The sequence below is a fragment of the Halomonas sp. 25-S5 genome (assembly GCF_029889845.1).
Classification (GTDB): domain Bacteria; phylum Pseudomonadota; class Gammaproteobacteria; order Pseudomonadales; family Halomonadaceae; genus Halomonas.
Genome location: NZ_JARANV010000001.1, coordinates 249,500 through 270,496, shown reverse-complemented (window position 1 = coordinate 270,496; position 20,997 = coordinate 249,500). Strand labels below are relative to the sequence as shown.

The 20,997-nt window shown below is 68.0% G+C and carries 25 protein-coding genes and 1 tRNA gene; 11 read left to right on the top strand and 15 right to left on the bottom strand.

The genetic code is table 11. The features are described from left to right. The first annotated feature begins 18 nt into the window (after positions 1–18). Positions 19–798 carry an alpha/beta fold hydrolase gene (locus OP498_RS01265; RefSeq protein WP_280545794.1) on the top strand — a complete coding sequence of 260 codons (780 nt, stop codon included), beginning with the start codon at positions 19–21 and terminating at the stop codon, positions 796–798. On the opposite strand, the gene OP498_RS01260 is transcribed toward OP498_RS01265, so the two are convergent. Continuing rightward, entirely contained in the window at positions 795–2,018 is a 1,224-nt protein-coding gene (locus OP498_RS01260) for an ABC transporter substrate-binding protein (protein WP_280545795.1), read from the bottom strand. The genes OP498_RS01265 and OP498_RS01260 overlap by 4 nt on opposite strands. Before the next feature lie 161 nt (positions 2,019–2,179). On the opposite strand from OP498_RS01260, the gene OP498_RS01255 reads away from it, so the two are divergent. Further along, the gene (locus tag OP498_RS01255; RefSeq protein WP_280545797.1) at positions 2,180–3,886 is read left to right on the top strand and encodes a potassium/proton antiporter; all 1,707 of its coding nucleotides are present in this window, start codon (positions 2,180–2,182) and stop codon (positions 3,884–3,886) included. A gap of 19 nt (positions 3,887–3,905) precedes the next feature. Here the strand turns inward: OP498_RS01255 and OP498_RS01250 are convergent, their stop codons facing one another. After that, entirely contained in the window at positions 3,906–4,460 is a 555-nt protein-coding gene (locus OP498_RS01250) for a YaeQ family protein (RefSeq protein ID WP_280545798.1), read from the bottom strand. An 89-nt stretch (positions 4,461–4,549) separates the two neighbouring features. Here OP498_RS01250 and OP498_RS01245 point away from each other — a divergent pair, with 89 nt between their 5' ends. Continuing rightward, positions 4,550–5,200: a metallophosphoesterase gene (locus tag OP498_RS01245; RefSeq protein WP_280545799.1), complete on the top strand. Its 651-nt coding sequence runs from the start codon at positions 4,550–4,552 to the stop codon at positions 5,198–5,200. A 96-nt stretch (positions 5,201–5,296) separates the two neighbouring features. Here OP498_RS01245 and OP498_RS01240 read toward each other — a convergent pair. Further along, positions 5,297–5,386: transfer RNA gene (locus tag OP498_RS01240), tRNA-Ser, on the bottom strand. Positions 5,387–5,510: 124 nt separating this feature from the next. Here OP498_RS01240 and OP498_RS01235 point away from each other — a divergent pair. The 7 genes from OP498_RS01235 to OP498_RS01205 all read left to right on the top strand — a co-directional run bounded on the left by OP498_RS01235 (position 5,511) and on the right by OP498_RS01205 (position 8,850). After that, a complete protein-coding gene (locus tag OP498_RS01235; protein WP_280545800.1) occupies positions 5,511–5,981 on the top strand; it encodes an NUDIX hydrolase in 471 nt (156 codons plus the stop codon). 79 nt (positions 5,982–6,060) lie between these two features. Continuing rightward, positions 6,061–6,729 carry a Bax inhibitor-1/YccA family protein gene (locus OP498_RS01230; RefSeq protein ID WP_280545801.1) on the top strand — a complete coding sequence of 223 codons (669 nt, stop codon included), beginning with the start codon at positions 6,061–6,063 and terminating at the stop codon, positions 6,727–6,729. A gap of 70 nt (positions 6,730–6,799) precedes the next feature. Continuing rightward, positions 6,800–7,192, top strand: coding sequence for a sulfurtransferase complex subunit TusD (tusD, locus tag OP498_RS01225; RefSeq protein ID WP_280545802.1), 393 nt, complete (start codon positions 6,800–6,802; stop codon positions 7,190–7,192). A gap of 20 nt (positions 7,193–7,212) precedes the next feature. Further along, positions 7,213–7,587 carry a sulfurtransferase complex subunit TusC gene (gene tusC / locus OP498_RS01220; protein ID WP_280545803.1) on the top strand — a complete coding sequence of 125 codons (375 nt, stop codon included), beginning with the start codon at positions 7,213–7,215 and terminating at the stop codon, positions 7,585–7,587. A gap of 21 nt (positions 7,588–7,608) precedes the next feature. Next, complete coding sequence (gene tusB, locus OP498_RS01215) at positions 7,609–7,899, top strand: sulfurtransferase complex subunit TusB (protein WP_280545804.1); 291 nt, start codon at positions 7,609–7,611, stop codon at positions 7,897–7,899. Next, complete coding sequence (locus tag OP498_RS01210) at positions 7,899–8,252, top strand: TusE/DsrC/DsvC family sulfur relay protein (protein WP_280545805.1); 354 nt, start codon at positions 7,899–7,901, stop codon at positions 8,250–8,252. The genes tusB and OP498_RS01210 overlap by 1 nt, the downstream gene beginning before the upstream one ends. Positions 8,253–8,262: 10 nt before the next feature. Then, on the top strand, positions 8,263–8,850 hold the full coding sequence (locus tag OP498_RS01205) for an ACP phosphodiesterase (protein ID WP_280545808.1): 588 nt from the start codon (positions 8,263–8,265) through the stop codon (positions 8,848–8,850). Here OP498_RS01205 and glp read toward each other — a convergent pair. From glp to OP498_RS01150, 11 genes are all read right to left on the bottom strand, one after another. Next, positions 8,837–10,045 (bottom strand): gephyrin-like molybdotransferase Glp, encoded by a 1,209-nt coding sequence (gene glp / locus OP498_RS01200; RefSeq protein ID WP_280545810.1) that lies wholly within the window; start codon positions 10,043–10,045, stop codon positions 8,837–8,839. The two genes, OP498_RS01205 and glp, sit on opposite strands and share 14 nt — an antisense overlap. After that, positions 10,038–10,559: a molybdenum cofactor biosynthesis protein B gene (gene moaB / locus OP498_RS01195; protein ID WP_280545811.1), complete on the bottom strand. Its 522-nt coding sequence runs from the start codon at positions 10,557–10,559 to the stop codon at positions 10,038–10,040. Before moaB ends, glp begins: the two co-directional genes overlap by 8 nt. Continuing rightward, positions 10,556–10,879 (bottom strand): DUF1244 domain-containing protein, encoded by a 324-nt coding sequence (locus OP498_RS01190; protein WP_280545813.1) that lies wholly within the window; start codon positions 10,877–10,879, stop codon positions 10,556–10,558. Before OP498_RS01190 ends, moaB begins: the two co-directional genes overlap by 4 nt. A 95-nt stretch (positions 10,880–10,974) precedes the next feature. After that, positions 10,975–12,033 (bottom strand): formate dehydrogenase subunit gamma, encoded by a 1,059-nt coding sequence (locus OP498_RS01185; RefSeq protein WP_280545814.1) that lies wholly within the window; start codon positions 12,031–12,033, stop codon positions 10,975–10,977. 12 nt (positions 12,034–12,045) lie between these two features. Then, positions 12,046–12,660 carry a formate dehydrogenase FDH3 subunit beta gene (fdh3B, locus tag OP498_RS01180; RefSeq protein ID WP_106231288.1) on the bottom strand — a complete coding sequence of 205 codons (615 nt, stop codon included), beginning with the start codon at positions 12,658–12,660 and terminating at the stop codon, positions 12,046–12,048. A 10-nt stretch (positions 12,661–12,670) separates the two neighbouring features. Then, entirely contained in the window at positions 12,671–15,526 is a 2,856-nt protein-coding gene (locus OP498_RS01175) for a molybdopterin-dependent oxidoreductase (RefSeq protein ID WP_280545816.1), read from the bottom strand. Positions 15,527–15,552: 26 nt separating this feature from the next. Beyond that, positions 15,553–15,756 carry a twin-arginine translocation signal domain-containing protein gene (locus tag OP498_RS01170; RefSeq protein WP_280545817.1) on the bottom strand — a complete coding sequence of 68 codons (204 nt, stop codon included), beginning with the start codon at positions 15,754–15,756 and terminating at the stop codon, positions 15,553–15,555. Positions 15,757–15,851: 95 nt separating this feature from the next. Beyond that, positions 15,852–16,454 (bottom strand): molecular chaperone TorD family protein, encoded by a 603-nt coding sequence (locus tag OP498_RS01165; protein WP_280545818.1) that lies wholly within the window; start codon positions 16,452–16,454, stop codon positions 15,852–15,854. A 5-nt stretch (positions 16,455–16,459) separates the two neighbouring features. Continuing rightward, positions 16,460–18,172, bottom strand: coding sequence for a 4Fe-4S binding protein (locus OP498_RS01160; protein ID WP_280545819.1), 1,713 nt, complete (start codon positions 18,170–18,172; stop codon positions 16,460–16,462). 59 nt (positions 18,173–18,231) lie between these two features. Continuing rightward, positions 18,232–18,900: a DUF3306 domain-containing protein gene (locus tag OP498_RS01155; protein ID WP_280545820.1), complete on the bottom strand. Its 669-nt coding sequence runs from the start codon at positions 18,898–18,900 to the stop codon at positions 18,232–18,234. After that, positions 18,897–19,328 carry a DUF3305 domain-containing protein gene (locus OP498_RS01150; RefSeq protein WP_280545821.1) on the bottom strand — a complete coding sequence of 144 codons (432 nt, stop codon included), beginning with the start codon at positions 19,326–19,328 and terminating at the stop codon, positions 18,897–18,899. The genes OP498_RS01155 and OP498_RS01150 overlap by 4 nt, the downstream gene beginning before the upstream one ends. A gap of 93 nt (positions 19,329–19,421) precedes the next feature. Here OP498_RS01150 and OP498_RS01145 point away from each other — a divergent pair, with 93 nt between their 5' ends. Next, positions 19,422–20,267 (top strand): formate dehydrogenase accessory sulfurtransferase FdhD, encoded by an 846-nt coding sequence (locus OP498_RS01145; RefSeq protein ID WP_280545823.1) that lies wholly within the window; start codon positions 19,422–19,424, stop codon positions 20,265–20,267. 3 nt (positions 20,268–20,270) lie between these two features. Here OP498_RS01145 and OP498_RS01140 read toward each other — a convergent pair whose 3' ends face one another. Continuing rightward, complete coding sequence (locus OP498_RS01140) at positions 20,271–20,906, bottom strand: XRE family transcriptional regulator (protein ID WP_280545824.1); 636 nt, start codon at positions 20,904–20,906, stop codon at positions 20,271–20,273. Between the last annotated feature and the right edge of the window lie 91 nt (positions 20,907–20,997).

Below are 20,997 nucleotides of genomic sequence, written 5' to 3'. Positions count from 1 at the left end.
CCAGCCGAGGAGACTGAGATGCCCATCGCACTTCACTACATCGATACCGGGGGCGACGAGACCCCGCTGGTGGTCGTCCACGGCCTGCTCGGCAGTGCCGACAACTGGCGCTCCCACCTCAAGCAGTGGCAGCGCCGGCATCGGGTGATAGCCGTCGACCTGCGTAACCATGGTCGTTCGCCGCATGTCGCGGGGATGGGCTACGACGCCATGGCCGAGGACCTCCTCGCCCTGCTGGATCGGCTCGGCGTGGCCAAGGCCCACCTGCTGGGTCACTCCATGGGCGGCAAGGTGGCGATCAGCCTGGCCAGGCTGGCCCCGTCCCGCCTGGCCTCGCTGATCGTCGCCGATATCGCGCCGCTCGCCTACGGGCACGACCACGACAGCGTCTTCGCCGCCCTGCGCCGCGTCGAGACGGGTCAGCCCACCAATCGCCGCGAGGCCGACGCGCTGCTCGCCGAGCATGTCGAGGAGTCCGCGGTGCGCCTCTTCCTGGCCACCAACCTGGAGCGCGACGACGAGGGCATCCTGCGGCTGCGCATCGGCCTCGACGCGATCCAGGACGACTACGAGACGATCATGGGAGAGCCGGCGGGAGAGGGCGCCTTCGACGGGCCGACCCTGGTGCTGCGCGGTGCCCGCTCACGCTACGTGACCGACGAGATGCTGCCGGCGCTGCGCGAGGTGCTGCCGCGGGCCGAGATCGAGACCCTGGAGGCGGGCCACTGGCTGCATGCCGAGCAGCCCAAGGCCTTTCAGGCGGCGGTCAACGCCTTCCTCGAGCGCGTGGAGGGCTAGCGGGGCGGCGCTCCGGGGTCGATGGCCAGTCGCGATACCGGGTGGCGCTCCCGGATCAGGCCGGCCTCGAAGAGGTAGTCCTCGAAGCGGCGGTAGCGGCCCTGGTCCAGGGCCGCCGGGCTGAGGCTCAGGCGCGAGCGGACCATCTCCCAGGCCTCGCGGTTGACCGCGGTGTTCAGGGCCGGCTCCGCGTTCGCGATCAGCGTCCAGGCCTCGTCCGGGTGGTTGGCGATCCAGGCCGTGGCCGTCTCGATGGCCGCCACCAGGCGGCGGATGGCGTCCCGCTGCGGTGCCAGGTGGTCGCGATTGGCGAGCAGCACCAGGCCATCATGGAGCGGGATGCCCAACTCCTCGACGCGCATTACCCGGGTGGCCAGCCCCTCGTCGGCGAGCTGGCGGGGCAGCAGATGGCGCATGGCGCCGATCACGCCATCCACGCGCCCCTCACGCAGGGCATCGTCGAGCCGGAAGTGCAGCGCCACGGTCTCGATCTCGTCGTCGCGGATCGCCGCGCCGCGCAGCAGGGCCGCCAGCAGCACGTCACGGCTGTCGATATTGGCATGGCCGATGCGCGAACCGGCCAGTTGGGCAGGGGTCTCGATGGCCCCGTCCTCGCGCACTACCAGGGCGCTCAAGGGCATGGCGACCAAGGTGGCGATGCGGACCAGCGGTATGCCGCGATCGACCTCGAGGTGCAACAGTGGCTGGCGGGCCACCGCCAGCTCGATCCGTGACGCCGCCAGCAGCTTGCTGGGCACATCCGGATCGGCCGGTGTCGCGAGGGTCACCTCGAGTCCGCGGCTGGCGAACAGGCCTCTCTCCCGGGCGACGAACAGGGCGGCATGACGAGGGCTGGGATAGCCGTCCAGCATGATGCGTAGCGAGGTGACCGGCGGCGGCTCGATCGGTTCCGCCGGGCGCAGGGCGATGGCCGGGACGCTGGGGCGCGAGGGCGTGTCGACGCTGGGCCCGGTCGGGGCCTCTCGGTAGCGACGGCGGGTCTCGGCCCAGGCCGCGGCCTCGGCGGCGGCCCTTGCCGCCTCGTCGGCAAGGGCCTTGAGGTCGGGCACCATCACCTCGGTGCCCAGCGGCGGGTAGCCCTCCTGCGGTTCCACGGCGGCGGCCGGTGGGTCGGCTGCGACGGGTAGCGTCGCCAGCAGGGCGGTTGCCGACAGCAGCAGGCTCCAGCAAAGAGACCGCCGAAAAACGGATGTGATCATCGGAACGGGTCTCCTGCCATGCGCGCTATCCGGTCTTGCGTTGGTGCCGCACAACCTTAACCGCTGCCCACGGGCCGCGGCCAGTCATGACCACAAACGCAAATCGCCGTGACCGGCGCGGCATGCGATAATCCGTTCTCTCGCAGCCGAGGCAGGATGCCATGGATTCGATCAATACCCTCTTCCTGCTCAGCGGCTTCCTGCTGGCCCTGAGCATTCTTGCCAGCCGGCTCTCCTCGATGGCCGGGGTCCCCCTGCTGCTGATTTTCCTGGGCCTGGGCATGCTGGCCGGGGAGGAGGGCCTGCTCGGCATCCAGTTCGATGACTATTCGCTGGCGTTTCTGATCGGCCACCTGGCGCTCGCCATGATCCTGCTCGACGGTGGCCTGAGAACTCGCCTCAAGACCTTCCGCGTCGGCTTCCGGCCGGCGCTTTCCCTGGCCACCCTGGGGGTCTTCATCACCAGCTCGCTGGTGGGCGTGTTTGCCATGTGGCTGTTCGACCTGAGCCTGGTGCAGGGGCTGTTGGTGGGGGCCATCGTGGGCTCCACCGATGCCGCGGCGGTGTTCTCCATGCTCAGTGGCCGGGGCGTCAATCTCAACGAGCGGGTCGGGGCGACGCTGGAGATCGAGTCCGGGACCAACGATCCCATGGCGATATTTCTCACGGTGATGCTGGTGGACGTGCTGGTCGGCGATATCGGCGGGGTAGGCGAGACCCTGCTGTTCCTCGTGCAGCAGTTCGGCCTGGGCATCGTCATCGGCGTGGGCTTCGGCTGGCTGAGTGCGCGCCTGCTCAGCTGGCTGGACTTGGCCCCGGGGCTCTATTCGCTGCTGGCACTGGGCCTGGGTTTCTGCATCTTCGGCCTGACCAGTGCGCTGGGCGGCAGTGGCTTCCTGGCCATTTACCTGGCCGGCCTGATGATCGGCAACCGGCCGGGGCGCCACCTCGCCTTCATTCTGCCGGTACACGATGGCCTGGCCTGGCTCTCCCAGATCGGCCTCTTCCTGGTGCTGGGCCTGCTGGTCACCCCCAGCGAGATGCTGGATTACGCGCTGCCGGCACTGCTGGTGGCCCTGGCGCTGATCTTCGTCGCCAGGCCGCTGGCGGTGCTGGTCGCCGTCAAGCCCTTCTTCAAGTTCCGCTGGCGGGAGACCGGCTTCATCGCCTGGGTGGGCCTGCGCGGGGCGGTCCCCATCGTGCTGGCGATCTTCCCGGTCATCGGCGGGGTGGAGAATGCCTCGCTCTACTTCAACGTCGCCTTCGCCGTGGTGCTGCTGTCGCTGCTGATCCAGGGCGGCACTCTGCCGTGGATGGCGCGTCGCATGAGGGTCGAGCTGCCACCCAGCGTGACGCCTAACCGGCGCGGGCCACTGGGCATCCTGCCCGAGAACGACTACGAGATGTTCGTCTACGAGGTCGAGAACGCCGACCTCGAGGACGTGCCGATCCGGCTGCTGCGCTTTCCCTCCGGGGCGCTGATCTCGGCGCTCTTCCGCGAGCATGCCATGCTGCACCCCAAGGGCAGCACCCGGCTGCGGCTGGGTGACGTGATCTGCGTGATCGGTCGCACCGACGATCTGCCGGCGCTCAACCGCCTGTTCAACGGGGATGCCAAGCTCAAGCGCGAGCGGGCCTTCTTCGGTACCTTCACCTTCGACGGCGAGGCCCAGATGCGCGACATCGCCGATGCCTATGGCCTGACGCTGAGCCCCGGCGAGCAGGACATGACGCTGGCCGAGTTCATCTCCCTGCGGGTCGGTGGTCACCCGGTGGTGGGCGATGACGTGGACTGGCACGGCATCCACTGGGTGGTCAGCGAGATGGACGGCAACAAGGTCACCCGTGTGGGGCTCAGGCTCTACTGACCCGTGGCCATCCCGGGCATCAACCGGCGCGCGCGTCCTTGAGCACCTCGAGTTGCACCTCGACAGCCCCTCGCTCTGGACTGGTCAGCCAGACACCGCCATCCTCGATGATGCAGCTTAGCGTCATGCTTTTCGCCGCCAGCCCGCTCAGCGCCTCGACCGATACCGGTGAGACGTCGACCACCGTCAGGTTGTCGAGGGTGGCGAGCTTGCCAGCAAGCGAGTCCCACCAGATCGCGGCGCCTTGGCCGCTGTAGGTATACAGAACCACTCGCTTGGCGCGGGCACAGGCGCGGCGAACGGACTTCTCGTCGGGCTGGCCCAGCTGGATCCAGAGCTCGATGTCGCCGGTCAGGTCCTTGCGCCAGAGGTCGGGTTCGTTCTCGGTGCTCACGCCACGCCCGAAGGCGAGCGACTCATCGGCGTTCAGGGCGAAGGCCAGCAGCCTGGCCATCATGCGCGCATCGGTTTCCGACGGATGGCGAGCCACGGTCAGGGTGTGGTCTGCATAGTAGTGCCGGTCCATGTCGGCGATCTGCAACTGGACCTTGTGGATCATTGCCTTCAGTGCCATGTGGCTAAGCCGCTCGCCCTTCTGGGAAATAGGGCCTGCCATCATGACATATGACCTGGTCGCCGTCGTCGGGGGAAGGAGGTCGTACCATGCTGACCAAGCACGCAGCGAACATCAGGGGCCGCGATTTCTTCGTGGGTGACATTCACGGCCAGTACCGCCTGCTGCAGGAAGCCTTGCAGGGCGTCGCCTTCAGCCACTCGGAGGACCGTCTGTTCTGCGTTGGCGACCTCATCGACCGAGGTGCTGATTCGCTCGACTGTCTGAAGCTCGCCTTCATGCCGTGGTGTCACGCCGTGCGCGGCAACCATGAGGAACTGGCCCACAACGCGCTGTGGGACGGCGAGGGCAGCAGTGCCTGGGCGTTGTGGATGATCAATGGCGGTGGCTGGGTCGTCGAGAGCGGCGTGAGCGAGACGCGAAGGGTCCTGCAGGCGGCGCTTCGCCATCTGCCCCTGGCGCGCGAGGTCGCGGTCATGGGCAAGCGCGTCGGCATGGTGCACGCCGAGCCGCCGGCCGACTGGACGTGTATCGAGGCGGCCGACCCGCAAACGCTGGTCTGGGGGCGCTCGCGTATCCAGCGGGGCGACGCGACGCCGGTGGCGGGGATCGACGCCGTCGTCGTCGGCCACACCATCGTGGAGCGGCCGCTGACCCTGGGCAACGTCCATTACCTCGACACCGGCGCCTTCAGCACCGGCCGCCTGACGCTGGTCGATGCACGCGAGTTGCTGAGGTGAGGAGGGCGACGACAATGACAAGCGTTGCCCGGGTAATGGGCAGGATGTCCGCCCCATGAAAAAGGCGCCCGTAGGCGCCTGATTCTTAATAAGAAGTGGCGGAGGGACAGGGATTCGAACCCTGGGAAGGCTCTCACCTTCGCCGGTTTTCAAGACCGGTGCATTCAACCGCTCTGCCATCCCTCCGGCTTACCGGTGGGTATACTACCAGCTTTCCCCGCCGGGTCAAGAGCGCCTAGGGATCAAGATGTTAGGCCTCTCATGGCGAGGTGAGGCACAATGAAGAAATCAGTAACGGCAGGAGAGCATCATGCTTGAGCCCACAGTGAGCGCCGGGGTTCGTCCGGTCCCTGCCGTCTCGGCCGCCGTGATCAAGGGTGACCGCATCCTCATGGTGCGACGACGCAACCCGCCCAGCGTGGGTATGCTGGCCCTGCCCGGCGGCAAGGTGGAGGCGGGCGAGAGTCTCCAGCAGGCGGCGGCGAGGGAGTTGATGGAAGAGACCGGTGTGCTCGCGGCGCCCCGACGCATCCTGACAGCCATCGACCTGTTCGACCACGACGAGGCGGGCTTGCTGAGGATGCATTTCGTCATCGTGGTGGTGCAGCTTGAGTGGCAGGGCGGGGTGGAGGCGGCTGCCGACGATGCCACCGAGCTGCGCTGGATGGACCTCGCGGCACTCGAGCAGGACGATGGGGAGGTCTGTGACTCGGCCGCTCGCGTGGCGCGCCGGGTGCTGGCCGAGGCGATGTCCGCAGAAAGCGCGTTGAAGCCAGACTAGCCAGTCTCTTGCGTCGGGAACCTTCTGGCGGCATGCTAGGTCAAGTGACTAGATCAACCACACAGGGAGCTTCGGATCCATGGCTTACCAAGACACGCAGATGACACGGCAGCAGACCCAGGCCGTCGGTACCAGCAAGGTCCTGCGCAATACCTATGGCCTGCTGGCGATGACCCTGCTGTTCTCCGCCGTGACGGCCGGTGCCGCCATGTCGATGGGCATCGAGAGAATGAACATCCTGGTGTTCTTCATCGGCGCCTATGGCCTGATGTTCCTGGTGCACAAGACCGCCAACTCGGCGCTCGGCCTGCTTTCCACCTTCGCCTTCACCGGCTTCATGGGCTTCACCCTGGGGCCGATCCTCAGCGCCTACCTCACCCTGCCCAACGGTGCCCAGCTGATCATGACCGCGCTGGGCATGACCGGGGTGACCTTCGTCGGCCTCTCGGTCGTGGCGCTGATCACGCGCAAGGACTTCAGCTTCCTGGCGAACTTCCTGATGGCCGGTGCCATCGTGCTGATCATTGCCATGGTGGCGGGCATCTTCCTGCAGATCCCCGCACTGTCGCTGATGGTCTCGGCTGGCTTCGTGCTGTTTGCCTCGGCCGCGATCCTCTACCAGACCAGCGAGATTATCCATCGGGCCGGCGAGACCAACTACATCCTCGCCACCATTACCCTCTACGTCTCGATCTACAACCTGTTCATCAGCCTGCTCTCCATCCTGGGGATCATGAGCCAGGACTGACGGCCACCGCCACATCACGGATCCCTGGCCCCGCCTTCCGGCGGGGCCAGGCTGTTTCAGGAGGACCCCCATGCGCTATGCCATCCTGCTGATGGGTGCCCCCTACAGTGACCAGGCGAGCCACTCCGCCCTGCGCTTCGCCCGTGCCCTGGTGGCACGGGGCCACCGTCTCGAGGCGGTGTTCTTCTACCATGATGGGGTGCACAATGCCGCCCGGCTGGCCGCTCCCCCCCAGGACGAGCCACACCTGGTCGATGCATGGGCGGCGCTCGCCAACGAGCATCGGGTCGCGTTGCAGGTCTGCATCGCCGCCGCGCTGCGCCGCGGCCTGCTGGACGAACGGGAAGCGGCAAGGCATGGCAAGGACGGCGTCAGCGTTCAGGCGCCCTTCGAGCTGACCGGGCTGGGCCAACTGGTCGATCTCGGCACCCGCTGCGACCGCCTGGTCACCTTCGGCCCCTGAGGGCATTCGACGGAGTCCCGATGCAAGAACACCACGACGACAGTGACCTGCTGGTCATCCTGCGCCACGGTCCCCACGGCAGCAGCTGGCTGAGGGAGGGCCTGGATGCCGCCCTGGTCGCCGCCGCCTTCGGGCGCCGCGTCTCCCTGCTGTTCATGGGCGAGGGGGTGACGGCACTGCTGCCGGGGCAGCAGGTGGGCCCCCTGGGGCAGAAGGGCACGGCCGCAACGCTGGAGATGCTGGAGATGTATGATATCGAGACCCTGCTGGTGGAAGAGCAGGGGCTATCGTGTCTCGGCCTCTCGAGCGACGACTTGATGCTCGAGGTGGCGTGTTTGTCGCCCATGGCACTGGCGCGTGTCCTCTGCGGACATCGCCTGGTGTTGACCTTCTAGCCTGTCGCAAGGAGTGCGCCAATGCTGCTGCATGTCGTGAACCGTTCTCCGGCGACCAGCCGGGTCTATCAGCAGGCCCTGGCCGGCATGTCGCCGGACGATCGCCTGCTGTTGATCGAGGATGGGGTCCAGGGGGCGCTCCCTCAGCTGGTGCGGTATTACACGGGCCTGGAGGGTCGCCTGTTTGCCCTGAAGGAGGACCTGGAGTCCCGCGGGCTGCTGGGGCGCTGCGATGCCAGCGTGCAGGTGGTCGATGTGGATGGTTTCGTGGAGCTGACCGAGGAAGCCGAGCGTACGGTGAGCTGGTACTGATGGCAACGACAGAAATATACCGTTATCTTCCTGTTGGATCACGGCGATATGGCCTGGATCCGGAAGGCTATCTCGTCGACATGAATGACTGGTCGCCGGAGGTCGCCGAGGCCCTGGCGCAAGAAGAGGGCATTGAACTGACACCGGAGCAATGGGAGATCCTCCAGGTGCTGCGCGACTTCTATGCGCGCTATGAGATGGCGCCCGCCATGCGCCCCCTGGTCAAGGCGGTGGGGCGGGCCCTTGGCCCCGAGAAGGGGCGCTCCATCCACCTGATGCGACTCTTCCCGGGCAGCCCGGCCAAGGTCGCCGCCCGCCTGGCCGGCCTGCCCAAGCCCACCCATTGCCTGTGACCCGCCGATCATGAACTTCCTTGCGCATGGCTGGCTCGCCCGGGGCGGCCACGATGACTTCCTCTACGGCAACCTGATCGCCGATGGGGTCAAGGGCTCGGACCTGTCGGCCTGGAATGCCGAGCAGGCCGCCGGCATGCGCCACCATCGGCGGGTAGACGCCTTCGTCGATGGCCATCCGGTGGTCTCGGGCGTGCTCGCACGATCCCCTCGCAGGCAACGCCGCTATGCCGGCATCGCCCTGGACCTGGTCTGGGACCACTTCGCGGCTCGGTCGCTTCCTGGCGATGAGCGGCGCCGGCTGGTTCATCGCTGCTACCGGGTACTGGGGACGCAACCCGCCCCGGCGCGGCTGGCGGCGATGATGCCGGTCCTGGTGGAGCAGGATTGGCTCAACCGCTACGCCGATTTTGCCTTCACCTGCCGGGCCATCGAGGGCATCGGCCGGCGGCTGTCCGGTCCCAACCGCCTGGCCGAGCTGGTGCCCTGGCTGGAGGAGGACTACGAGCGACTCGCCGTGGACTTCGAAAGGCTCTGGCCCGCGGTCAATGATGCCCTGGGGATTGCCTCACCCCAGGGAGGGGTCACTCGACCCTGAGCCACAGGCAGTCGACCGGATCACCCGGCTCGATTCGGCTCTCGGCGGGGATCACCGCCAGCGCATCAGCGCTGATGCAGGAGGAGAGCACGCCGGAATTCTGATCTCGGAAGGCCCGGGCCAGGATCCCGTCGCTGCCGAACTCGAGCATCACGCGCATGTAATGGCGCCGCGGGCCGGTTTGCGTGGAGAAATCCGCCCGGGCCCGCAGGCAGGGCAGCTGCGCGAGTGCCGGGCACCCCTGCAGGGCACCCAGCAGCGGACGCAGGAACAGCCACGCCCCGACGAAGCAGGAGACGGGGTTGCCAGGCAGGCCGACGAAGCGCACGTCCTGGCCCGCAGGTCCCGGCAGGCGGCCCAGGGCGAGGGGCTTTCCGGGTCGGATCGCCAGTCGCCACAGGTCCAGCCGGCCCAGCGACTCCAGCGCCGCCTTGACGTGATCCTCCTCGCCGACACTGACGCCGCCGGTGCTGATCACCAGGTCGGCCTCCTGGGCGGCGGCGCTCAACGTCTCGCGGGTGCCCGCCGGGTCATCGGGAATCGAGGTGACCAGCGTCAGTTCCGCGCCGAAGCGTTCGAGCAACCGCCTGAGCATCGCCCGGTTGGAGTTGTAGATCTGGCCCGCGGCAAGGGGTTGGCCCGGGTCGACGATCTCGTCGCCGGTGGAGAGCAGCGCCACCCGCGGCCGACGTCGGACCACCACCTCGGTGATGCCCTGACCGGCCAGGTGGCCCAGCGCCGCGGCCTCCAGCCGCTCGCCGGCCGGCAGCAGGGGGGCGCCCGCCGCGACGTCACGCCCGCGGCGGCGGATATTGTCGCCGGCCGGGATGTCGGGCGGTATCGCGGCCAGTCCGGCCGCCACCTCGACGCGCTCCTGCATCACCACGCAGTCGGCCCCCGGGGGAATCTCGCCCCCGGTGAAGATGCGCGCACAGGTGCCGGGCGCCAGGGGCGCGGCCGGTGAGCCTGCGGCGATGCGCTGGGCGATGGGCAGCCACTTGCCGGCATCCCGGTGGTGGAGGGCATAGCCGTCCATGGCGCTGTTATCGAAGGCGGGCACGTCGAGCCGGGCCTCGATGGCCTCGGCGAGCACGCGGCCCGCCGCCTCGTCACAGGGCAGGGATTCCGGCGGTGTGGTGGCCACATCACGCAGCAGCGCCGCCAGTGCCACCTCGATCGATTGCAGCTCAGCCATGCTGGCCTCGCTCGGGGATCACCAGGTTAGCGAAGTTACAGGGCTTGTGCCGACTGTCGAGCTGCTCGACCAGGATGCCGTCCCAGGCGGTACGGCAGGCGCCGGTGGAGCCGGGCAGGCAGAACACCACGGTGGCGTTGGCCAGTCCGCCGAGGCAGCGGCTCTGCACGGTGGAACTGCCGATCTCCTGCCAGGAAAGGTGTCGGAAGAGCTCGCCGAACCCTTCGATCTGCTTGTCGAGCAGCACCGAGATCGCCTCGGGCGTGGAGTCACGGCCGGTGAAGCCGGTGCCGCCGGTGGTCAGGATCACCTGGGCGTCGGGATCGGCGATCCAGCCGGCCACCACGGCGCGGATGCGATAGACGTCGTCGGGCACGATGCGCTTCTCGTGCAGGCGATGGCCGGCGGCGGTCAGGCGCTCGACCAGTGCCTGGCCGCTGCGGTCGGTCTCCTCGCTGCGGGTATCGGTGATGGTCAGCACCGCAATGGAGAGGGGAGTCATCGGCTCGCTCATCCGTCCTTCTGCTCCTGCTTGGCGGCCTGGCGCGCCTCGAAGGCGGCCATCTGCTCGGGGGTGGCCTCCTGCTGGTACCTGGTCTTCCACTCCGCGTACGGCATGCCGTAGACGTGCTCCCGGGCGCTGTCGTAGTCGAAGTCGACACCGCGCTCGTCGGCGGCGGCCACCAGCCACTTGGAGAGGCAGTTGCGGCAGAAGTCGGCGAGGATCATCAGGTCGATGTTTTGCACCTCCTTGTGCTCATCCAGGTGGCGGAGCAGGCGGCGAAAGGCGGCTGCCTCAAGCTCGGTGCGAGTGGCGTCGTCGAGATGCTGCATGGAGGTCTCCTCGGGGTGGCGATTGCGTCTGTCGCACCAGCTTAACAAAAGACACCGCCCGTAGGCGGTGTCAGTGGGCGGCTCCCTGCCAACGCTCAGCCGGAGCGCGGCGCCGGTGCGTCGCCCTCGGATGTCGGGCGGCTCTCGGCCAGCTGCTCCTCGGGAACGGCCTGGTCCTTGACCTCCTCGTACCAGAGGTTGTGATGCTCCTTGGCCCAGGTCGCGTCCACATAGCCGCTGGCCATGCCCTCGAAGGAGCCCTCGGTACCGAGCGTGCCGATGTAGATGTGGCCCAGCGCTACCGCCGTCAGGCCGAAGGCACCCACGGCATGGATGATGTTGGCCCACTGCATGGTGTCGCGGACCTGGCCATAGTTGGGAAAGTCCATCACCAGGCCGCTGGCGATCACCGCGATGCCGGCGGTGGCGAGCAGCCAGTACCACAGCTTCTCGCCGGCATTGGCGAAGCCCGCATCCGGATGCTCCTTGCCGACCAGGCCGCCGCCCTTGGCGAACCAGGCCAGATCATGCTTGCGCGGAATGTTGTGGGCCAGCAGGCGCAGCAGCAGGATCACCAGCAGGACGCCGAACAGGGGCCCCAGGTAGTTGTGGATCAGCTTGGTGCCGGACATCATGGCCGCCCAGAAGCCGTCACCGAACAGCGGGCGGAAGACGGCCTTGCCATAGGCCAGGTTGAGTCCGGTGAGGGCGAGCAGGATGAACAGGGTCGCCACCGTCCAGTGCAGGGACCTGACCACCAAGGACCAGCGCAGCAGCTTGCGGCCCGTTAGCGGCTCGTCGAGCTTCTTGCGGCCGACCACCAGGTAGAAGACGGCGATCACTACGATCATGCCCACCACGACAATCACGCCGAAGGGGGAGACCCAACGCTCACGGAGCTGCCGCCAGGTCTCGCCACTGGCGTTGATCAGGTTGTAGTTGGAGTCGAAACGGCTGTCCCGGTAGTTGGGCCCGGTCTCGCCGCTCTTGATCTGCCGCCAGGCATCGGCATCCAGGGCGGGAACCGCCGTGGCCGCCTCGCGATCGGGGTCGGCCTGGGCCAGGGCGAACTGGGCAAGCCCCAGGCTGGCCACCAGGGCCAGCACCAGCAGGGGCAGTTGCCACAGCGCCCGCCAGGGTGTGGATTTGCTCATGATATGACCTCCTTACCCCTGCTGGGTGGCGTCGTAGGCCAGCGAATCGGCGTCGGCCCTGGGGTTCCCCGACCAGCCGCCATCCTTGTGTCCCCGCTGGACGACCCGCTGGCGGAAGATATCGGCGACCTCCTGGGCATCGCCGGCCAGCAGTGCCTTGGTCGAGCACATCTCGGCACACAGCGGCAGCTTGCCCTCGGCGATGCGGTTGGCCCCGTACTTCTGGTACTCCTCCTCCTTGGTCTCCGCCGGACCGCCGGCGCAGAAGGTGCACTTGTCCATCTTGCCCCGCTCGCCGAAGGCGTTCTGCTTCGGGAACTGCGGGGCGCCGAAGGGACAGGCGTAGAGGCAGTAGCCACAGCCGATGCACAGGTCCTTGTCGTGCAGCACGATGCCGTCATCGCGCTGGAACAGGGTTTCGGTGGGGCAGACGGCGATGCAGGGCGCATCGTCACAGTGCATGCAGGCCACCGAAATGGAGACCTCGCTGGGCTCGCCGTCGTTGAGGGTCACCACGCGACGGCGCTGGACGCCCCATTCCACCTCGTTGGCGTTCTTGCAGGCGGTGACGCAGCCGTTGCACTCGATGCAGCGCTCCGCGTCGCACATGAACTTCATAGTGGCCATGGTGTTCTCCTCAGCTTGCCTTCTCGATGCGACACAGTGTGCACTTGGTTTCCTGCATCTGGGTCACCGAGTCATAGCCGTAGGTGGTGGCGGTGTTGGCCGCCTCGCCGAGCACATAGGGTGCCGAGCCTTCCGGATAGCGGTCATGCAGGCTCTCGCCCTGGAACATGCCGCCGAAGTGGAAGGGCATGAAGACCACCTCGCGGGCGACCCGCGGGGTGACCAGCGCCTTGACCTTCACGCGGCCACCCTCGGCGCCCTCGACCCACACCATGTCGCCCTCGGCGATGGCCAGGTCGTTGGCGAGGGCCGGATTGATCTCGACGAACATCTCCTGCTGCAGCTCGGCGAGCCAGGACATGGAGCGGGTCTCCTCGCCGCCGCCCTCGTACTCCACCAGGCGCCCGGAGGTGAGGATGATCGGGTACTCCCCGGTGACGTCCTTGTCCTGGATGGTCTTGTAGAGGGTGGGCAGGCGGTAGTGGGAGGCCACGTCGTCCCAGGTCGGGTAGTCGGCCACCAGGTCGCGGCGACTGGTATAGAGCGGCTCGCGGTGCTTGGGGATGGGGTCGGGGAAGGTCCAGACGTTGCAGCGCGCCTTGGCATTGCCGAACGGGGCGCACTCGTGGGCGATCGCCACCCGCTGGATGCCCCCGGAGAGGTCAGTCTTCCAGTTCTTGCCTTCCGCCTCGGCCTTCTCCGCTTCGGTCAGGTCGTCCCACCAGCCGAGGTCCTTGAGCATGGCGTCGGTGAACTCGGGATAGCCGTCCTCGAGCTCTGAGCCTTCACTGAACGAACTGTCGGCGAGGAGGTTCTCGCCGTTGCGCTCGATGCCGAAGCGGGCGCGGAAGGTCAGGCCGCCCTCGGATACCTTCTTGCTGGTGTCGTAGAGGATCGGCGTGCCGGGGTGGCCCATCTCGGCGGTGCCCCAGCAGGGCCAGGGCAGGCCGTAGTAGTCGCCGTCGGCGGGCCCGCCCTCGGCCTTGAGGTCACGGAAGCTGAAGGTGTGCCAGTTCTGTTGGTGGGCCTTGAGGCGCTCCGGGCTCTGGCCGGTGTAGCCCACCGTCCACATGCCGGCGTTGAACTCCCGGGTGATGTCCTCGATCAGCGGTTCGTCGCCATTCATCTGGTAGTTCTTGACGAGCTCCTCACCGAAGCCCAGCTTCCTGGCCAGCAGGTACATGATCTCGTGGTCGGGCTTGGATTCGAACAGCGGCTCGATCACCTGGTCGCGCCACTGGATGGAGCGGTTGGTGGCGGTGACGCTGCCGTAGGTCTCGAACTGGGTGGCCGCCGGCAGCAGGTAGACGCCGTCCTGGCGGTCGTGCATGACCCCCGCCACGGTGGGATAGGGGTCGACGATGACCATCATCTCGAGCTGCTTCATGGCCTTCTGCATCTCGGGACCGCGCGTCTGGGAGTTGACCGCGTGGCCCCAGTAGAACATCGCCTTGAGCCGGGTACGCTGGGAGATGTCCTCCTCCTGCTCGAGCACGCCGTCGATCCAGCGCGAGACGGTGATGCCGCTGGAATACATCGGCTGGCCGTCAGTGTACTCGGCCTGATCGAAACGGCTCTTCAGCCACTCGTAGTCCAGATCCCAGACGCGGCCCCAGTGCTTCCAGGCGCCCTCGGAGAGGCCGTAGTAGCCGGGCAGGGAGTGGGACATCAGGCCCAGGTCGGTGGCGCCCTGGACGTTGTCGTGGCCGCGGAAGATGTTCGCCCCGCCGCCGGACTTGCCGATGTTGCCCAGGGCCAGCTCGAGGATGCAGTAGGCACGGGTATTGTTGTTGCCGGTGGTGTGCTGGGTCCCGCCCATGCACCACACCACGCAGCCGGGGCGATTCTCGGAAATGCGCCGAGCGGTGTCACGCATCGCCTCCTCGGAGACGCCGGTGATGCGCTCCACCTCGCTGGGCGGGAACTGGGCCACCTCGTCGCGCACGTCGTCCATGGCGTAGACGCGCTGGTCGATGTACTCCTGATCCTCCCAGCCATTCTCGAAGATGTGCCACAGCAGGCCCCAGATGAAGGCGACGTCAGACCCGGGGCGAATCCGCACATAGCTGTCGGCCTTGGCCGCGGTGCGGGTGAAGCGCGGGTCCACGACGATGATCTGCGCCTGGCTCCTTTCCTTGGCCAGCAGGATGTGCTGCATGGCCACCGGGTGCGCCTCGGACGGGTTGGAGCCGATGAACATGATCGATTTGCTGTGCTGGATGTCGTTGAGCGAGTTGGTCATCGCCCCGTAGCCCCAGGTGTTGGCGACCCCGGCCACGGTGGTGGAGTGGCAGATGCGCGCCTGGTGGTCGGTGTTGTTGGTTCCGGCCAGGGCCGCGAACTTGCGCATCAGGTAGGCCTGTTCGTTGTTGAACTTGGCCGAACCCAGCCAGTAGATGCTGTCCGGGCCGTGCGCCTCGGTCAGTTCCAGCACCTTGCTGCCGATCTCCTCGATGGCCTCATTCCAGCTCAGCCGCTGCCACTCGCCGCCCACCAGCTTCATGGGGTACTTGAGGCGGCGGCTCGAGTGGCCGTGCTGACGCAGCGAGGCGCCCTTGGCGCAGTGGGCACCGCGGTTGATGGGGTGGTCGAAGGCGGGTTCCTGCTTGGTCCAGACGCCTTCCTGGACCTCGGCATAGACGCCGCAACCCACCGAGCAGTGGGAGCAGACGGTCCGCTTGGTCTCGACCGGGGCGTCGGAGATGGCAGTCTTCTCGGCGGCCTCGGCGCGCTGCATCATGGGGGCGCCCATAAAGCCTGCGGCGGCCAGCCCGCCGGTGGTGGCCCCGCTGCGCTTGAGGAACTGGCGGCGGGAAATGCCCAGTCCACCGGCCCTCGGGGTATCGGATCTAGGTGTCAGACGCATGGTATCGCTCTCCTGGCTCGGGGCCGTCAGTCACGCAGCGTGGCGTAGAAGGCACGGATGTGGGGGGTTTCCCGATACTCGCCGGAGGGTTTGGCCTCCTTCGTCGTCGGCTTGGCGTCGGCCTGGGCCAGGGTCACGTGGCCGACGGCCGCCGCCGCGCCGGCGGCGGCGGTACCGATACCGAGCGTCTTGAGGAAGCGCCGGCGCTCCGGGTTGCGTGTGTTGGGCATGGGGATGTCTCCTCTACTCATGCTGTCTGTGGCCCTAGCCGGGCCCTTGTTGTGATGGTCTTTGTGTTGGTGGCATCACGGTCCGGTGTGGGGCGTCAGGGTTCGACGATCCTGACGGGATCCTCGCGCGACTCGGCCTCGAGTCGCCGGGACTCCTCCTCGATGAAGGCCTGGCCGAGCCGGCCAAGCTGCGCGTGGAAGGGGGTGTCGACCCGGCCGAGATCCGCCAGGCAGTCCGCGGCCCAGGGCGCAAGGTGCGTCATGAAGAACCGTGCCTCGTCCCGGGCGCGGGCCTCGATCAGCATGGCCATCACCTCGCAGAGGGCGGCCAGGTGATCCTCCGGGTCCCGACTGTGCTCGGCACGCTGGAAGCCCAGCGCCTTGAGGTCACGGCGCAGGGCGACCAGCGCCGCGTCCATCAGCTCGCCGTTGCGGTACCAGGAAGCGTAGGGCGTGATCTCGCCCTGCACCACCCCGACCAGGTGACGAAAGTGAGCCCGCTGGAGGGCCTCGGCCGTGGCCGCGCCCGCGGCGGCGACCAGCGACGCCCAGCGTTCGGCGAGCAGGGTGCCGTCCTGCTCGACCTCCAGCCCGGCCAGCCACTCGAGCAACGAGGCATCGGGAGCCTCGCGCAGCAGCCGCGCCAGCAGCCGGTAGACATCGGCTCGCAGGGCGTCGCGCTCGTTCAACTCGTTCATGGGGCTCATACCTTCAGCTGCGCTTCGGGGTCACGGGCCATGGCCTGCCAGACATCCTTGACCCGGCAGTCCTCGCACATCTCCAGGCGTGCCAGGGCATCGCCGGCGAAGTAGGGATGGTCGGCGAGCTTGGCCTTGAGGGTGGCGACGGTACTCGCGGTGGCGAAGGGCTTGCCGCAGCGAATGCACGGGAAGGCCGCCTCCTCGTGCTGGACCCGGCGTTCGCGTCGCATTGCGTCGGCCAGGAAGCCGGGCACCAGGGTGATGGCATCCTCGGGGCAGGCCTCGGCGCAGAGCCCGCACTGCACGCAGTCCGCCTCGCGCAGGCTCAGCAGGGGGCGGTCGTCGCCGGCGGCCAGTGCCGGGGTGGGGCAGTTGGACACGCAGGAGAGGCACAGGGTGCAGGCCTCGCCGTCGACCGCCAGGCCGCCATAGGCGGCGCCGGCCGGCATCGCGTGGCGCTGGCCATCGGGGGTGCCGAGACGCTCCAGATGGGCCAGCACGCCATCGAGGCGGTCGCGCTTGTCGCTGCCGGTGAGCGCCAGGGGAGTGCCCTCCAGCGGCGCTTCGCCCGGCAGGGCGTCACGGGCAATCTCGTCGCCGGCCATCAGGCGCGTCACCCGCGACGGCGAATGGCCAAGGGCGTTCAGCAGTGCATGCGCCTGGGCGAGCTGATCGTCGATGAAGGCCGTCAGGCGGTCGGGCATGCCGGGGCGGCACTGGATGCGCACCTCGGCGGCACCGCCGGCCAGGGCGGTCAGCCACTGGTCATGACCGGCGGCCCCCAGCTCCTCGAGGGGAATATCGAGGACATGGCCCGCGGCGTCGCCTTCCGCGGCCAGGTCGCCGGCCTCGGCGAAGCGCACCACCGGTGCCGTGCCGCCGGCGTCCCGGTAGGCGGCGAGCCAGGCCAGCAGGGTCTCCTGCTGGCGGGCGGTCTCCGGGAGGCGGAACTGGATCGCCCCGGTCGGGCAGGCGCTGCTGCAACTGCCGACGCCATGGCAACGGAAGGGGTCGATCTCGATCCACGCCTCGATACGCCCCTGGTGGCTCGTGACGGCATCGGCCGGGCAGACCTCCAGGCAGCGAGTGCAGCCCGTGTAGCCGCTGGCAGAGTGGGCGCAGAGCGCATTGTCGATCTGGAAGTAGCGCGGCTTGTCGAACTCGCCGACCAGGCCGGCGAGCACCGCCAGCTGCTCGTCGCGCTGCGGGTCATGCCAGGAGAGGGCGACATAACCGGGCGGGGGCAGTTCGAGGGCCAGCACCGGGGTTTCGCCCAGGTCGAGCACCAGGTCGAAGTGCTCGCGATCGGCCAGTGCCCGTGCCAGGTCGAGCGTGTCATCCTCGCCAGCCAGGCGGAGCGAGAAGTGCCCCAGGTAGCCCTCGATCTCGAGCGTACGGGACTGGGCCCGGGATAGCCGCTGGTGGGTCATGTCGACGGTGTCGGTGAACAGCGCCTCGTCGTCCTCGTGCGTCTCGCCGTCGGCCATCGGTTCGGTGAAGAGCAGGGTCGGAAGAGGCAGGCCCCGGTCGTGCAGCGCCCGGGCGGCACGCCGGACATCGCGCTCGTTGCCGAGCACCAGGGCATGCCCCTCGCTGTGGTAGCCGACACTGGCCGGGGTGAGATTGACCGGCCAGGAGACACGCTGACGGGCCGCCTCCCGCGCCTGCCGGTTGCGGTCGTTATCCACCGGCATGATATCGATTCGCTGGTTCATGCAGTCTCACGGTCGGGTTGCGTAGGTTGAACGTGTTCTTGTTGTGAAGTGCTAATTTATCAGTGTTGGTCGAATCGGCGCCACGCGCAAACGCTCCCTTGGTCTAAGGTGCACCGGGCGGGCGGGCGAGCGGCGTCGTCCGCCAGCTCCTCGGGGCCCTTGTCCTCGGCTTGCTCTGGAGAGTCTGGTGAGGCCATGACCGGATCGTCTTCGGAGACTGCGTGTTCGGAGACTGCCTGTTCGGTGGCAGCCGGCTCGGCATCGGGGCGTGATGTCTCGCTGGCAGGGGCTTCCGGGGCCTGGTCATCGTCCGGCTGCCGCCGGGTCCAGCTGCGCAGCCGCTCGGCCACCTCGCCGGCCAGGGGCTGGAGCTTCTTCCGATAGTCATCGTCGTAGTCGTCGAGACCGTCACGGATGCCGTAATGGTCTGCGGCAAAGAGACGCCGCAGGGCGCGCTTGCGCAGGCCGCTACTGACCCCGGAGGCCAGGTAGGCCTTGATGTCGCTGCCGGCGGGCAGGGTGTCCGGGTCGGGCAGGGTATAATCGAGACTGCCGGGCGCAGGAGAGCCGGACGGCGCGGCATCCCGTTCGAGAAGGTCAGTTTCCAGCGGCTCCCGGCCTGGCTCATCGCCCTCCTGCGCCTCGGCCCTGCGTGGCGGCAACGGCGCCTCCGGTGACGCCGGAAGCTCGCCGCGCTTGAGACGGGACCATCGTTCGAATCGGCTCATGTCTGGATCTCCCGGGCGCGCCCGGCACCCTTGCGCTTCTTCTTGCGCCCCTCCGCCGGGGCCTCGCCATGATGGGCGAGGTAGCCCTCGAGCCAGGCCTGTATCGCCAGCGGCATGTCGACGTCCAGCACCCGATGCTCGCCATCGAGCCAGCCCGCGGCCACCTCCTGGCTGGCGGTGATGGCGGTGGGTGACGGCCTGGCGCCAGCCTCACCGGCCCGCACGAACAGGCGGGGGGTGGCACTGGTCAGGTTGAAACGGTAGGCGGCCCGCTCGGTCATGTAGAGTTGCAGGTCGAGTGTCCAGGGACCCGCGTGCCCGGGGGCGAGGTCGATGATCCTCCAGCGGGTCGTGGTGAAGCCCTTGATGGAGAGCGGCTCGCCGACGACATCGAAGCTGAGGGAGCGAGAGCTGCTGATTGGCGACATGTGACGTGCTCCGGCCTTGTGCCCCTGTAGTAAAGACAATAGGGGGAGGACAATGCCATCATTATCAATCAACGTTGTGTCGAGGAGCCGTGGATGCACGACATCAGCCTGAGCCGGGCGCGCCTGCCTGCCACCCTGGAGATCGAGGTGCTCGACGAGTTCGGCGCGGCGAAGCAGCAAGCCATCGCCGCGGAACGGGCCCTGACCGTCTACCTCAACAAGCGGGAGATCGTCACCCTGATGACCCTGGGCGCCGACCCCGAGGCCCTGGTGGTCGGCTACCTGCGCAATCAGGGGCTGCTCATCGACCAGCGGGACCTCCAGGCGGTGCACGTGGACTGGGAGGTGGAGGCGGCCGCGGTGGTCACCCGCCACCTGCCGGAGGACCTGGAGGAGCGGTTGGGCCAGCGCACGGTGACCACCGGCTGCGGCCAGGGGACGGTCTTCGGCCGGCTGCTCGAGGCGACCTCGCTGCACCCGTTGCCGGCCACCGTGATGCGCCAGTCGGTACTCTACCGGCTGCTCGACAACCTCGGCGCCTATAACGAGACCTATCGCAGTGCCGGCGCCGTGCATGGTTGCGCGCTGTGTCGCCAGGCGTCGGTGCTGGACTTCGTCGAGGACGTGGGGCGGCACAATGCCGTGGACACCCTGGCCGGCCGCCAGTGGCTGGCGGAGGCGGAGAGCAGCGATGCCGACATCTTCTACACCACCGGGCGGCTGACCTCGGAGATGGTGCTCAAGGTGGCGCAGATGGGGATCGGGGTGCTGGTGTCGCGGTCTGGCGTGACCCAGAAGGGCGTGGAGCTGGCCGAGCGCTTCGGCGTGCTGCTGATCGCCCGGGCCAAGGGGCGCCACTTCCAGGCGATCCATGGCGCGGGGCGGCTCGAGCTCGATGCCATTCCCGCGCAGCGCCCGGGGGACCGGGCGCGGGCGTGAGTCTCAGGCGCTGCTGTCGCCCCGTGTACAGACCGACAGCACCACGGCATCGGCGTCGCTGACCGAGACCAGGGCATGGCCCATGGCGCTGTCGAAGTAGATGCTGTCGCCGCTGCCCAAGGCCAGCGGCTCGTAGTACTCGGTGTAGAGCAGGATCTCGCCGTCGAGCACCATCAGGAACTCCTCGCCGTCGTGGCGCACCCATTCGCTGAACTCCTCGAAGGCCCGCGCCCGCACGATGGTCTTGAAGGGGATCATGCGCTTCTGGGCGAGCTCGCAGCTGAGCAGCTCGTGCTCGTAGGTCGGGGTGGGGTGGCGCTGGCCCTCGCCCTGGCGGGTGAGGTCGCGTCGCCCCAGGGTGAGGGGCTGGACCCGGGGGGGCGAGAGCAGCTGGGGCAGGTCGATGCCCAGGCCATTGATCAGCTTCTGTACCGCCGTGAAGGTGGGGGAGATCTGATCGTTCTCGATCTTGGAGAGGGTGGAGCGAGCCAGGCCGGTACGCTGGCTAACGTCCTCCAGCGTCCACCGGTGGGCCAGGCGAATCTCCTTGAGGCGCTCGCCGAGGCGCAGCGGTTCGACGAAGGGCTTGCGGCCGGCGGCGATGCGCAGGGCGGCGTCCTGATCGGTGGTGGCGGTCATGCGCTGTTCACTATCGGAAACGAGGTTTCCCCCAGCCTACCACAGTCTCCGCACGCGGCCCCACGCCAGCGCCCCCGTCATGCCAAAGGGC

What these genes read in the sequence shown, in the direction of transcription:
- OP498_RS01235 (WP_280545800.1), top strand. Translation starts at nt 5,511, where the DNA reads ATGCTTGAGCCCACAGTGAGCGCCGGGGTTCGTCCGGTCCCTGCCGTC.
- tusC (WP_280545803.1), top strand. Translation starts at nt 7,213, where the DNA reads ATGCAAGAACACCACGACGACAGTGACCTGCTGGTCATCCTGCGCCAC.
- OP498_RS01265 (WP_280545794.1), top strand. Translation starts at nt 19, where the DNA reads ATGCCCATCGCACTTCACTACATCGATACCGGGGGCGACGAGACCCCG.
- tusB (WP_280545804.1), top strand. Translation starts at nt 7,609, where the DNA reads ATGCTGCTGCATGTCGTGAACCGTTCTCCGGCGACCAGCCGGGTCTAT.
- OP498_RS01150 (WP_280545821.1), bottom strand. Translation starts at nt 19,328, where the DNA reads ATGTCGCCAATCAGCAGCTCTCGCTCCCTCAGCTTCGATGTCGTCGGC.
- tusD (WP_280545802.1), top strand. Translation starts at nt 6,800, where the DNA reads ATGCGCTATGCCATCCTGCTGATGGGTGCCCCCTACAGTGACCAGGCG.
- OP498_RS01260 (WP_280545795.1), bottom strand. Translation starts at nt 2,018, where the DNA reads ATGATCACATCCGTTTTTCGGCGGTCTCTTTGCTGGAGCCTGCTGCTG.
- OP498_RS01185 (WP_280545814.1), bottom strand. Translation starts at nt 12,033, where the DNA reads ATGAGCAAATCCACACCCTGGCGGGCGCTGTGGCAACTGCCCCTGCTG.
- fdh3B (WP_106231288.1), bottom strand. Translation starts at nt 12,660, where the DNA reads ATGGCCACTATGAAGTTCATGTGCGACGCGGAGCGCTGCATCGAGTGC.
- OP498_RS01175 (WP_280545816.1), bottom strand. Translation starts at nt 15,526, where the DNA reads ATGCGTCTGACACCTAGATCCGATACCCCGAGGGCCGGTGGACTGGGC.
- OP498_RS01255 (WP_280545797.1), top strand. Translation starts at nt 2,180, where the DNA reads ATGGATTCGATCAATACCCTCTTCCTGCTCAGCGGCTTCCTGCTGGCC.
- OP498_RS01230 (WP_280545801.1), top strand. Translation starts at nt 6,061, where the DNA reads ATGGCTTACCAAGACACGCAGATGACACGGCAGCAGACCCAGGCCGTC.
- OP498_RS01250 (WP_280545798.1), bottom strand. Translation starts at nt 4,460, where the DNA reads ATGGCACTGAAGGCAATGATCCACAAGGTCCAGTTGCAGATCGCCGAC.
- OP498_RS01205 (WP_280545808.1), top strand. Translation starts at nt 8,263, where the DNA reads ATGAACTTCCTTGCGCATGGCTGGCTCGCCCGGGGCGGCCACGATGAC.
- OP498_RS01190 (WP_280545813.1), bottom strand. Translation starts at nt 10,879, where the DNA reads ATGCAGCATCTCGACGACGCCACTCGCACCGAGCTTGAGGCAGCCGCC.
- OP498_RS01210 (WP_280545805.1), top strand. Translation starts at nt 7,899, where the DNA reads ATGGCAACGACAGAAATATACCGTTATCTTCCTGTTGGATCACGGCGA.
- OP498_RS01170 (WP_280545817.1), bottom strand. Translation starts at nt 15,756, where the DNA reads ATGCCCAACACACGCAACCCGGAGCGCCGGCGCTTCCTCAAGACGCTC.
- OP498_RS01155 (WP_280545820.1), bottom strand. Translation starts at nt 18,900, where the DNA reads ATGAGCCGATTCGAACGATGGTCCCGTCTCAAGCGCGGCGAGCTTCCG.
- OP498_RS01245 (WP_280545799.1), top strand. Translation starts at nt 4,550, where the DNA reads ATGCTGACCAAGCACGCAGCGAACATCAGGGGCCGCGATTTCTTCGTG.
- OP498_RS01160 (WP_280545819.1), bottom strand. Translation starts at nt 18,172, where the DNA reads ATGAACCAGCGAATCGATATCATGCCGGTGGATAACGACCGCAACCGG.
- OP498_RS01165 (WP_280545818.1), bottom strand. Translation starts at nt 16,454, where the DNA reads ATGAACGAGTTGAACGAGCGCGACGCCCTGCGAGCCGATGTCTACCGG.
- OP498_RS01140 (WP_280545824.1), bottom strand. Translation starts at nt 20,906, where the DNA reads ATGACCGCCACCACCGATCAGGACGCCGCCCTGCGCATCGCCGCCGGC.
- OP498_RS01145 (WP_280545823.1), top strand. Translation starts at nt 19,422, where the DNA reads ATGCACGACATCAGCCTGAGCCGGGCGCGCCTGCCTGCCACCCTGGAG.
- glp (WP_280545810.1), bottom strand. Translation starts at nt 10,045, where the DNA reads ATGGCTGAGCTGCAATCGATCGAGGTGGCACTGGCGGCGCTGCTGCGT.
- moaB (WP_280545811.1), bottom strand. Translation starts at nt 10,559, where the DNA reads ATGAGCGAGCCGATGACTCCCCTCTCCATTGCGGTGCTGACCATCACC.